The following is an 11616-nucleotide window of genomic DNA, read 5'->3' as shown; positions in this document are numbered from 1 at the left end:
AGCACCGGCCCCCACCGGTGCACCTGCTTCAGAGTACGGCCGACGGCCCTGAGGGGAAGGGCATTTGCAGAACTGGCTGGACGCCGTGTTTAGGGTGTGCCGCATGTTTCGTTTTGAGACAGAAGTCGACAAAGAACGCCTCGGCCTGCTCGGTGAGAGGCTCGAAGCCGCCAACGCCCAGCGCTCACCGGCGATGCGGGCCCTGGCGGTGAGCCGGCACAAGGACGAAGTCCCCCTGCAGGTCTGGGTGGTGGAGGAGGCGACCGGCGAACTGGCCGCGGGTCTGACGGGCCGCACCTGGGCGCGCTGGCTCCATGTCGACCTCCTCTGGGTCGACGCCCGGCACCGCGGCGCGGGCCTGGGCTCCCAGCTCCTCTCCGCGGCCGAGCGCGAGGCCCGCGTGGGCCGCGGCTGCTCCTGGTCCCGGCTGGAGACGTGGGACTTCCAAGCGCCCGGCTTCTACCGGAAGCACGGCTACGAGATCGTCGGCCGGGTGCCCGACTACCCGCCGGGCGTGACGGAGTACCTCCTGGCCAAGCACCTCGGCTGAGTCGACGGGCGCGCCGGCGCACACCGGGAAGCGTCGGGGCTCGCCGGGGCAGGCACCCGCCGGGCGTTCGGCCGGGCACGGACCCGGCGCGAGGCGGGCACGGGACCGGCGGAGCTCGGCTGCGGAACCATCGCGAGGCGGGCACGGGACCGCCGGGCGTTCGGCCGGGCACGGACCCGGCGCGAGGCGGGCACGGGACCCGCTCGGTCGGGGTCAGCCCGGCCGATCCGACGCGCACCCGTGAGGTGTCGGTCGAGCCGGCGTTTCGCAGCGACCGCGGTGTGCGGGAGGGCGAACGGCATGACGAAGCCGTCGTTGAAGTCGGTGCACTCGCCGACCGGACCGACCCTGCCCGGCGCGGCGCGGACGCCCTCGGACCCGTACCCGTACCGCTCCCGGAACGCTCGGGGACCCTCACCCGCCCGCCTGCCGGGAGCGGGCGAAGTCCCAGGCGTCGGCGACGATCCCCGCGAGGTCCGGCCGCGACGGGGACCAGCCGAGCCGCTCCTGCGCCGCGGCGGAGGAGGCGACCAGGACGGCCGGGTCGCCGGCGCGGCGGGCGGCGACGGTCTCCGGGACCGGGTGGCCGGTGACCTTGCGGACGGTCTCGACGACCTCACGTACGGAGAAGCCGTTGCCGTTGCCGAGGTTGCAGACCAGATGCTCCCCGGGGGTGATCGCGTCCATGGCGAGCAGATGGGCCTCGGCGAGGTCGGCGACATGGATGTAGTCCCGCACACAGGTGCCGTCCGGCGTCGGGTAGTCGTCGCCGAAGACGGAGATCGTCTCGCGGGTGCCGAGCGCGACCTGGAGGACGAGCGGGATGAGGTGCGACTCGGGGTCGTGGCGCTCCCCGGAGTCGCCGTAGGCACCGGCGACGTTGAAGTACCGCAGGGACGCCGCCGCCAGTCCGTGCGCGGCGCACTCGCCGCCGATCATGTGGTCGACGGCGAGTTTCGTGGCGCCGTACGGGCTGGTCGGCGTCGTCGGGTCGGACTCGGTGATCGGCGTGGAGACCGGCTCGCCGTAGGTGGCCGCCGTGGAGGAGAAGACCAGCCTGCGGACCCCCGCGGAGCGCATCGCGGCGAGCAGCGCCATCGTCCCGCCGACGTTGTTCTCCCAGTACCTGCCGGGTTGCGCGACCGATTCGCCGACCTGCGAGTACGCGGCGAAGTGCAGGACGCCGTCGTACGACGGGCCGATGTGACGGGCCGCGTCCTGGACCCGGCCCTCGACGAAGACGGCACCCCCGGGGACGGCCTCGCGGAATCCCGTGGACAGATCGTCGAGGACCGTCACCTCGTGCCCCGCCTCCAGCAGGTGCGCGGTCACCACGCTGCCGACATAGCCGGCTCCGCCCGTCACCAGGTACTTGCTCACTCGCTCGCCACCTCTCGCAGTCGCCGGGCTGCTGACTCCGGCGGCACATCGTTGATGAACACGCTCGTGCCGGACTCGTAACCCGCGAGGAACGTCGGCTTTCCGGAAGTTCGGCGGACGGTGAAAAGCTCGAGGTGCGGCGCGAAGTCCTCGCCGCCCGTCGCGCGTGCGCCGTCGTGGAACGGGGCCTGGTGCCAGGCGGCGGTGTACGGCGTCGGTGGCCGATCGGCACCGAAGATCCGGTCGAAGCGCCTCAAGAGTTGCAGATGGACCTGTGGGAACTCTGTGCGCGCCGCGTCGTCGAGCGCGCGCAGGTCCGGCACCCGGCGGCGCGGGTACAGGTGCACCGGCGGGTGCCGTCCTCTTCGTGCGGAGCGCCTCCAGGATCCCATTCCGCACTCAGCATGACCGCACCCGACAGAGCACGAGCCGACAGGCTCGCCAACGACGGGGTGAGTACGGATGGTGGGGCGCGGAACACCTCAGCCGTCAGCATGCCGCGCAGCGCCGTGCGCCCTCAGTCCACGTCGAGGTCCGGGTCGGCCGGAAGCGGCGGGCGGCTCGCCGCGTGGTCGAGGAGGCCCGTGCGGGCCGCGAGGGCCGCGGCCTCCAGCCGGGAGCCGACGCCCAGTTTCATCAGCACCCGCTGGACGTGCGTGCGTGCCGTACTGGGGGCTATGCCCATGCCCGCGGCGATGAGCCGGGTGTCCTCGCCCTCGGCGACGCGCACCAGCACCTCCACCTCGCGCGGGGTCAGCATGCGCAGCAGTCGCTGGCCCTCGTCGTCCGGCTGGGCCGCAGGGTTGAGCAGGTCCGTGAACGCGCCCTGCAGCAGTTGCGGCGCCACGGCCGCCTCGCCCGCCCGCGCCTTGGCCATGGCCCGCTCGACGCCCTCGATCCGCTCGTCGTGGCGCACATAGCCCGACGCGCCGGCCGCGAAGGCCGCCGCTATCCCCCGCGGCGACGGCACGGGCCCGAGCACCACCACGGCGACCTGCGGACGCTCACGCTTGATCCGCACGATGGGGTCGAAGGCGCCCGGCTCCGCCGGTGCCGCCGTCCCGAGCAGGCACACCTCGGGCGCCCTGCTCACCACGAGTTCGGCCGCCCCCGCCGTCGGCGCCGCCGCGGCGAGCACCCGGTGTCCGCGCAGTTTCAGCGCGGAGGCCAGCGCCTCGGCCAGCAATCGGTGGTCGTCGACCACCATGAGCCGCACACCCATCGAGCAACCCCCCATACCCCTGGAGCCGGCCCCCCGCCCCCAGTACTACTGACCCGGCAAGCTACACGCTTGTTCGACGTCGCGCTGCCCTACGCATCAGAAATCCCTCGGATCGGTGAAATGCGTGTCGTTCGGGGCAAGTTGACGAACGACTGAGGTCCCCCGACCGTGCGGTCGGGGGACCTCAGTCGCTCGTGCACCGGTGGTTCAGTTCGTGCTCAGGGAGAGCACCAGGTACTCCTGTCGCGAGGCCGATCCGCTCCGCTTGCTGAGCATGGTCTCGGAGATGAACAGCCGTCCGTCGGCGTAGAGGATCTCCGAGTAGTCCTCGCTGAAACTGGACTCCGCCTCTCGGACGGACTCGTCGGACGGGATCTCCAGCAGCACCGTCTGCTTGAAGGTGCCGCCGTCGATGCTGACGATCTGCCCGCCCTTGTCGTACGGGGGCCGCTTGTAGGCGATGAGGTTGCCGCCGTCCATCCGCAGCGGCGAGATCGTGTACCGGTCCCCGGCGTCCGCCTTGTCGGCGGTCGGCTTGCCCGTGGTCAGGTCGAAGGACACGATCTCGTTGGTGTCGCCGTACTCCCCGCTGCCCTCGTGCTCCTCGGTGGGCAGGTACAGGCGGTTGTTGCCGACGACGATGTGCCGGCAGGTCTCGACCTCGGTGGAGCCGCAGCGTGCGGCGAACCGGTCGGCGTCGGCGGAGATCTTGACCTTCAGCTTGCCGGTCTTCTCGTCGACGACGAAGAAGTCCGAGATGCCGCTGCCGTCCCCGGCGGTGTCGCCGACGTCGGCGGCGACCACCAGGGGCTTGGTGGACACGATGCTCGCGTACTCCACGCCCGTGGGCATCTTGTACGAGGAGACCGGCGCGCCGGTCTGCGCGTTCAGGGACTGGATGACGACGTACTGGCTGCCGTAGTCGCCGCACTTGCGGGCCGCCACGAGGGCGGGACCTCCGCCGTAGCCCATGTCGTAGCAGTTCTCGGCGTTCACCTGGGGCTTCCACCGGACGGCGCCGGTGGCGAGGTCGAACGCCGCTCCGCCGTCGGTGCCGCCCGCGGCGACGGTACCGCCGCTGAGGGTGACCTCGTTGAAGCGGGCCTTGTCGTCACCGGACCCCGTGGCCGACTTGCTCCACAGCAGCTTGCCGGTGGTGAGGTCGATCGCGCCGACCTCAGTGCACTTCTCGTAGTTCCGGGGCGGCTTGCGCTTGGCGGGCTCGAAGGCGATGGCCGTCTTGTGGTCGGCCGTGGCGTGGCGCGAGGCGGCGCACACCTGGCCGGGAAGCGGAAGGGTCCACTTCACCGTGCCCGTGGTGAGGTCGTGTCCGACGACGGAGTTGATGCCGGTCTTGACGTACAGCGAGTCCGTGACCCACGAGCCGCTCACGTCGGTGACGTCGGTGACCTTCGGCTGGGGCAGCTGGAAGGCCACCTTGGCCGCCGGGTTGGACGGCGCCTTCTCCTTGCCGCCGCCGAGGGCCTTGTCCTTGCCGCCGTCCGCGCCCCGGCTGGAGCCCTTGGCGTTGCCGCGCTCGTCGTCGCCCTTGGCCGCGGCGTACCAGACGCCCGCGCCGATGATCAGCACCACGGCGACGACCGCGGCGATGATGATCTGCATCTGGGTGTTCGGCTTCTTGCCGCCGGGGCCACCCGGCTGCGGGCCGTACGGCGGCTGGGTGGACTGCCCGGGGGAGCCGTAGCCGTAGGGCTGTCGGCCCATCGGCTGCGCCGGGAGGCCCGGTGCCTGCGGGTAGCCGTAACCGGGGGGCTGACCGGGCGGCGTCTGCGGATAGCCGTAACCGGGCTGCGGCGGCGTGGTGGGCGCGCCGAAGCCGCCGGGCGTGGGGTTCCCACCAGCGAGGCCGGGGGCAGGGTCCTGCGGCGCGCCGAAGCCGCCGGGCGGAGGCTGCGCAGGCTGCTGCTGGGGCGGGTTGGCCTGCTGCGGGGGCTGTCCGGACGGCTGTTGCGGCGACTGGTCCGGCTGCTCGCCCAGCTGCTTCGCGGGCTGGTTCGGCTGCTCGCCCGGCTGCTTCGCGGGCTGGGGTGGTTGCGTCATTCCTGCGTACCTCTGGGGGGATGTGGGAAGGAAACGATTCGTTCCGGTGGTCCGGGTCGGGGCGTCCGGCCGGACGCGGTCACTTCCCGAAGGCCATCATCGTCTTGGTCTCCTTCTCCTCCTTGTCGTTGCTCGCACTGACCCGGCCGCTCGCGATGACGAACCGGCCGTTGTGGTACGCGAGCTTGGGGCTCCAGAAGGTTCGCTCGATCGAGGACGTCGACGCGGGGTTCTGCAGCAGCACGGTGGGCTTGCCGCCGGTCGGCGCGAGCGTCGCGACGGCACCGCCCGAGTCGTACTTCGGCTCCAGGTACACCAGGACGTTCGAACCCTCCATGCGGAGAGGGATCATCGTCTGCTCGGCGGGAGCGTCCGCACGCCACTTGCGCTTGCCGGTGTCGAGGTCGAACGCCACGACGGCGTTGGTGCGGGCCGTGCCGCCCTTCTTGGGCTCCGTCGCCATGTAGAAGGTGTCGGCGTCGGCCGCCACGCCGACGCAGCCCTCGAGGATCTCGCCGAAGACGACGAAGCCGCCGCCGCAGCGCGGCTGGTAGCGGTCCGTGCCGCCGTCGATCTGCGAACGCAGCGTCCCGTTGGCGTTGAGCGCGACGACGCTCCACTTCTTCTGGTCGGGCTGCGACATCGAGACGACGAGGGGATCGACCGAATAGACCTTGTCGACCTGCCAGTTGACCGGGAGCTTGTACGTCCACCGGGCCTTGCCGGTGGTCGGGTCCAGCTCCTGGAGCTGCTCCTGGGTCTTGTCGTAGTCGCCGGTGCGGCAGGTCTCCGCGGCGATCAGCTTCGGGCCGCCCGCGAACGCCTGCGGCTGGCAGTTGCCCGGCAGCTTGCCGAAGAGCGGTGCGCCGTCGCTGATCCGGAACGCCTCGCCATTGCCCGTGCGGGCGGCGGTCACGGTGTTGCCGCTGATCGCCAGGGTGAGACTGGACAGCAGGTCGAAGGCGCCCTTCTTGGTGATCGTCTTCTTCCAGCCGGCCTTGCCGGTCTTGAGGTCGACGAGCTGCAGCTGGGTGCAGTTGGCCTTGTCGCTCGTGCCGTCCTTGTAGGCGATGACGAGCTTGCCGTCGTCGGTGCCGCGGACCGGGGCCGCGCACAGCTCGGCGGGCAGCGGCAGGCTCCACTTCTTGCTGCCGTCGTCGGCCGAGTAGCCCGCGACCTCCTTGTACATGCCCTTGACGACGATGTCGCCGGCGAACCACGGGCCGTACACCTCGGCGCCGTTGCGCGGCAGGTCGACGTCGTTCTTCGCCAGCCAGAGCACCTTGGACTCGCCGTCCTTGCGGCCGGCGTTGAGGTCGTCCACCTCCTTGCGCCCGGTGCCGTTGCCGTCGCCCTGGTCCACCGACTCGTCGCCGGTCGGCTGCGGGCCGCTGCTCTGCTTGGCGTCGGGCCTGGGGTCGTCCTCGCTGCCGCTGAGCGCGAACCAGGTGCCGCCGCCGATGACCAGGAGCGCCGCCAGGGCCGCGCCGATGATCGCGGCGGGCTTGCCCTTGAAGAAGTTGCCTCTGCCGCCGCCCGGAGGGGGCGGGACGGGCGCACCCGGGTACTGCGGCTGAGTGGGGTAGGCGCCGTAGGGACCGGGCTGCTGACCGTACGGACCCTGCTGCTGACCGTAGGGCCCCGGCTGCTGGCCATAGGGTCCCGGCTGACCGTACGGGCCCGGCTGACCGGGAGCCTGCTGCGGATAGCCGTACCCGGGCTGCGGAGCCGACTGCGGATAGCCGTACCCGGGCTGCGCGTCCTGCGGCGGGCCGGCGGGCTGTGCCGGCGGGGTCTGCGGCGGCCCCGGCGGAACCTGCGGCGGAGTCGGCAGCTGCGGCGGCTGCGCGGGCTGCTGGGGAGTGCCCTGCTGAGGGTCCTGCGGAGACCCGGAGCCTCCCTGCGGCGGTTGCTGGCTGGGTGGCTGAGTCATCAGCTCTCCCCCTTCGTGCGGCCCGCTGCCCGACCGGCCTCCCCCGCGATTCCCTCGGGCATGTGCCTTTGGAAATGGAGCGAATCGGACATGGATTCCGCAACGTCACGTCAGTCGAGCGGGGCTTCTTTCTATCACCCGGGGCATGTCAAGAAGCGGGCCGGTCCGCCCCTGTACCCAAGGGAGAACCGGCCCGTGATGCCGTTGTTACGCGACCGGCGCGCGCCGCCGCTACGCGTCCTCGGCGAGTTCGAGCCAGCGCATTTCCAACTCTTCGCGCTCGCCGGACAGTTCGCGGAGGCGTGCGTCGAGTTCCGCCACCTTCTCGAAATCGGTGGCGTTTTCGGCGATTTGCGAGTGCAGCGCGGATTCCTTTTCGGAGATCCTGTCGAGCTGCCGCTCGATCTTCTGCAGTTCCTTCTTCGCGGCGCGCTGGTCCGCCGCGGACTTCTCCGCTCCGGCGGGCTTCGCGGACGCGGCGGGCGCCGGAGCCGCGGCCTGCACGACCCTCGCCCTGCGCTCCAGGTACTCGTCGATGCCGCGCGGGAGCATCCGCAGTGTCGCGTCACCGAGGAGCGCGAGCACGCGGTCGGTCGTGCGCTCGACGAAGAAGCGGTCGTGGGAGATCACGACCATCGAGCCCGGCCAGCCGTCGAGGAGGTCCTCCAGTTGGGTCAGCGTCTCGATGTCGAGGTCGTTGGTGGGCTCGTCGAGGAAGAGGACGTTCGGCTCGTCCATCAGCAGCCGCAGCAGCTGGAGTCGGCGCCGCTCACCGCCGGACAGGTCGCCGACCGGGGTCCACTGCTTCTCCTTCGAGAAACCGAACTGCTCGCACAGCTGGCCCGCGGTCATCTCCCGGCCCTTGCCGAGGTCCACGCGGTCGCGGATCTGCTGGACGGCCTCCAGCACCCGGAGTTCGGGGTCGAGTTCGGTGACGTCCTGCGAGAGGTAGGCGAGCCGCACGGTCTTGCCGGTGACGATCCGCCCGGCGGCGGGCTGCCGTTCGCCGTCGCTGATCGCGGCATCGGCCATGGCGCGCAGCAGGGAGGTCTTGCCCGCGCCGTTCACGCCGACCAGGCCGATCCGGTCGCCGGGGCCGAGCTGCCAGGTCAGGTGCTTGAGGAGGACCTTCGGGCCGGCCTGCACGGTGACGTCCTCGAGGTCGAAGACGGTCTTTCCGAGCCGGGTGGTGGCGAACTTCATCAGCTCGGAGGTGTCGCGCGGCGGCGGCACGTCCTTGATCAGCTCGTTGGCGGCCTCGACGCGGAAGCGGGGCTTCGACGTACGGGCCGGTGCGCCGCGGCGCAGCCAGGCGAGCTCCTTGCGGACGAGGTTCTGCCGCTTGGTCTCCTCGGTCGCGGCGATGCGCTCGCGCTCGGCGCGGGCGAAGACGTAGTCGGAGTAGCCGCCCTCGTACTCGTACACCGTCCCGCGCTGGACGTCCCACATGCGGGTGCAGACCTGGTCGAGGAACCAGCGGTCGTGGGTGACGCAGACGAGGGCCGAGCGGCGTGCCCGGAGGTGCTGGGCGAGCCAGGCGATGCCCTCGACGTCCAGGTGGTTCGTGGGCTCGTCGAGGACGATCAGGTCCTGCTCGGCGATCAGCAGCTTGGCGAGCGCGATCCGGCGCCGCTCACCGCCGGACAGCGGGGCGATGACCGTGTCCAGGCCCTGCGGGAAGCCGGGCAGGTCGAGTCCGCCGAAGAGACCGGTGAGCACATCGCGGATCTTGGCGTTGCCGGCCCACTCGTGGTCGGCGAGGTCGCCGATGACCTCGTGGCGGATGGTGGCGGACGGGTCGAGCGAGTCGTGCTGGGTGAGCACCCCGATGTGCAGTCCGCCGCTGTGGGTGACCCGGCCGGTGTCGGGCTCCTCCAGCCCGGCGAGCATGCGGATCAGCGTGGTCTTGCCGTCCCCGTTGCGCCCGACGACCCCGATGCGGTCCCCCTCGGAGACGCCGAGCGACACTCCGTCGAGCAGGGCACGGGTGCCGTACACCTTGCTGACTGCCTCGACATTGACGAGTGAGATACGTACCGGGTTACCTGAGCCACGAGCCATACAAGCAGTCTAGAGGGGACGATGAAGCCACCGGTCGGCGCTCATACGCGCCTCAGCGAGGTCGGCGAGATCGGCGAGATCGGGGACGGCCGGGACGGCCGCGAGGGGGTGGAGCACCAGCGCGAGGACGCCGCCGAGATCGCGGCCAGTCGCGGTCTGCGGATTCACCGGGTGTACGAGGACAACGATCTCTCCGCATACAAGCGGAACGTCAAGCGCCCCGAGTTCCAGCAGCTCCTGAAAATCTGGAGAGCGGGTGATCCACGGCATCGTCGGGCACAACATCGACCGCATCGCCCGGCAGCCTCGCGATCTTGAGCGGTTGATCGACATCTACGAGCAGTCACGCCGCCCGCTTGATCTTCGCCATGGCGACGAACGATTTCGATCTCACGAGCTCCGACGGCCGCTTCTTCGCGCGGCTCATGGCGAACGTCGCGAACAAGGCCAGCGCCGACGCCGCCCGCCGCGTCGCACGGCAGAAACTCGCGGACGCGAGAGCGGGGAAGGCATTGCATTCAAAGGCCGGACCGCCTTCGGCTGGCGTGACGCCGAGCACGTGGACCCCGAGCAGGCAGACATGATCAAGAAGGCGCACGAGGATCTCGTGAAGGGCAAGCGGCTGGCCGCGATCCACCGCGAGTGGCGGGACGCGGGGGTCACCACCTCGTACACGGCCTCGACCCGATCCGAGCCCGCCACGGCAGCCGACTGGTCCGTCCTCGCCGAGCCACAGGTCGAGAGCGTCGCCCAGGCCGGTAGCCCGCGCCTTCGCCCGCGACTAGGGGCTCACCCTGGAGTACGACGACGCCTACCAGGAGGCCGTCATCATCGTCGCCGAGCGGGCCACGTACGTACGTCAGATTCTCGCCGACGCAGGGCCCGGTCTGATGCACCGCTGGTTGTCCCAGCGCCTACGCGACCGCTGGCTGACCGAGGCGAAACACCGCACCACGCACATCTCCTACGAGGCCGCCCGGCACAAGGAAGAGAGGAACGGCCTGTGACGGCCTACGACCGGCGACTAGTCGAGCACCTCCTGCCGACGGTGTGGGACCAGGAAGCCGCGTACGGCATCCGCAACCCCACCGCCCCGGACGCGGACATGCCGAAGGGCACGGGCGCCCCGAAGGCCGCGGGACTCTTGTTCGCGCACCTCGCCGATATCCGGCAGGCCTGGGTGACCGCCCGGGTGTCCCGGGGCGAGCGGCGAACGCTGTTCATGCGCCTGGGTCTGGGTAGCGAACGGTGGAACTCGGTCGGTCTTGTTCAGCGGCGTCCGGCGGCGAGCCGGCCGACGAAGGTGATGTCGTACCCGCTACAGGCGCGTGCTCAACGCCCGCTGCAGCCGTACTGCTTGCCTGCGACCTTTACGAAGTTCTCCATGAGCTCGCTCCACTTGGGCGTCTCGGGATAGTCCGTGTCGTCCTGGAAAGCCTGCCCGGTCTTCAAGGAGAAGTAGGTCGGTGTGCCCGAGCAATCGGCGACGATGCGTTGATCATCGAAGCCGGACACGTTCAGTCCCTCGACCGGCTGCTGCTTCTCGTACTCCGGCGAGGCCTGGATGCCGGCAAGCAGATGCGGGTCCTGGGTCGCTACATAGGTGGCGCGATCCTCGACTTCGCAGGCCCAGATGCCCTTCGCGCGATCCTGCACCCGCTCCGTGCTGCCCGCCTGGAACTTCCTCCCGGGGAACGTCAGGCCGCCCAGGCCGCACACCTCGCCGTCCTTGACCGTGCTCGGCTGCGCAGCGGCGGTGACTGCCTGCGGTGCGGCGAGCGGCTTCTCGCCCGCGCACTTGGCCTTCTTGGCCGCGTTGTTGGCTACCTCGGTCAGGAGGCGGGCGGTGGCGAGCGGGTCGGTGTCCTCCCCAAGGGACACGCGCGCGGTGGCCGGGCCCGCGTCGTTCGTGCAGGAGGCGGGCAAAAGGATCCAGCCGCCCCGCCCGTAGACCCCACCCGTGGTGTCACCGGTGAAGTACGACATCCTGGCGGCCCCGTCCACTTGATCCAGGGTTGCATCAGGCAGCGCTCCCCTCGCGCGCTCCCCGCTGACTCTCAACTCCTTCACCTCGAACCCGAGGGCGAAGGACGTGCTGTCCACGATGCAGTCGAACGTCAACGGATCGTTTGCCTCGCCGTTCAGTTCGACCCCGTCGCTGATGCGTCCGGACTCCCCGAAGGCATCGGCAGCCTTGCCGGCAGGCACCAGCCCACCGCACACACGGTCCCGCCCGAAGAGATTGGTGTTCAGCGACACATGGACACCAGCGGCCACGAGGCAGAGCGCCAAAGCAGCGATGATGGCCTTTCGTCCGCGAGTGAACCGACCCTTACTGTTCGTCATCTCATTTCCTTGTTCGCAGAGCGGTGAAGGCGTCCTCGCGCCCTGTAATAAAGCTCTGATCGG

Annotated in this window: 9 protein-coding genes and 2 pseudogenes; 2 read left to right on the top strand and 9 right to left on the bottom strand. The window is 70.4% G+C overall.

The window, feature by feature from the left end; translation table 11 throughout:
• The first annotated feature begins 103 nt into the window (after positions 1-103).
• The gene (locus O7595_RS19685) at positions 104-550 is read left to right on the top strand and encodes a GNAT family N-acetyltransferase (RefSeq protein WP_269729969.1); all 447 of its coding nucleotides are present in this window, start codon (positions 104-106) and stop codon (positions 548-550) included.
• Between the two features lie 206 nt (positions 551-756).
• On the opposite strand, the pseudogene O7595_RS19680 reads toward O7595_RS19685, so the two are convergent.
• The 7 genes and pseudogenes from O7595_RS19680 to O7595_RS19650 all read right to left on the bottom strand — a co-directional run.
• Positions 757-951 (bottom strand): annotated as a pseudogene (locus O7595_RS19680) (galactokinase family protein); the annotation flags it as partial.
• 13 nt (positions 952-964) lie between these two features.
• Entirely contained in the window at positions 965-1930 is a 966-nt protein-coding gene (galE, locus tag O7595_RS19675; RefSeq protein ID WP_269729968.1) for a UDP-glucose 4-epimerase GalE, read from the bottom strand.
• A pseudogene (locus O7595_RS19670) lies at positions 1927-2277 on the bottom strand (galactose-1-phosphate uridylyltransferase); the annotation flags it as partial. The gene galE and the pseudogene O7595_RS19670, both read right to left, overlap by 4 nt.
• A 170-nt stretch (positions 2278-2447) precedes the next feature.
• The gene (locus O7595_RS19665) at positions 2448-3152 is read right to left on the bottom strand and encodes a helix-turn-helix transcriptional regulator (RefSeq protein WP_269729967.1); all 705 of its coding nucleotides are present in this window, start codon (positions 3150-3152) and stop codon (positions 2448-2450) included.
• A gap of 207 nt (positions 3153-3359) precedes the next feature.
• A complete protein-coding gene (locus O7595_RS19660; protein WP_443071667.1) occupies positions 3360-5213 on the bottom strand; it encodes an outer membrane protein assembly factor BamB family protein in 1854 nt (617 codons plus the stop codon).
• Between the two features lie 79 nt (positions 5214-5292).
• Positions 5293-7146 carry an outer membrane protein assembly factor BamB family protein gene (locus tag O7595_RS19655; protein WP_269729966.1) on the bottom strand — a complete coding sequence of 618 codons (1854 nt, stop codon included), beginning with the start codon at positions 7144-7146 and terminating at the stop codon, positions 5293-5295.
• Between the two features lie 231 nt (positions 7147-7377).
• Positions 7378-9207, bottom strand: a complete 1830-nt coding sequence (locus O7595_RS19650) for an ABC-F family ATP-binding cassette domain-containing protein (RefSeq protein ID WP_269729965.1) — start codon at positions 9205-9207, stop codon at positions 7378-7380.
• A gap of 21 nt (positions 9208-9228) precedes the next feature.
• On the opposite strand from O7595_RS19650, the gene O7595_RS33915 reads away from it, so the two are divergent.
• The gene (locus tag O7595_RS33915; protein ID WP_443071666.1) at positions 9229-9525 is read left to right on the top strand and encodes a recombinase family protein; all 297 of its coding nucleotides are present in this window, start codon (positions 9229-9231) and stop codon (positions 9523-9525) included.
• 25 nt (positions 9526-9550) lie between these two features.
• Here the strand turns inward: O7595_RS33915 and O7595_RS19640 are convergent, their stop codons facing one another.
• On the bottom strand, positions 9551-9844 hold the full coding sequence (locus O7595_RS19640) for a hypothetical protein (RefSeq protein WP_269729963.1): 294 nt from the start codon (positions 9842-9844) through the stop codon (positions 9551-9553).
• A gap of 695 nt (positions 9845-10539) precedes the next feature.
• Positions 10540-11553, bottom strand: a complete 1014-nt coding sequence (locus tag O7595_RS19635; RefSeq protein WP_269729962.1) for a hypothetical protein — start codon at positions 11551-11553, stop codon at positions 10540-10542.
• Positions 11554-11616: the final 63 nt, after the last annotated feature.

Source organism: Streptomyces sp. WMMC940, assembly GCF_027460265.1.
Taxonomy (GTDB): domain Bacteria; phylum Actinomycetota; class Actinomycetes; order Streptomycetales; family Streptomycetaceae; genus Streptomyces.
The sequence above is the reverse complement of the archived record's forward strand: the minus strand, read 5'-3'. Positions and strand labels throughout refer to the sequence as shown.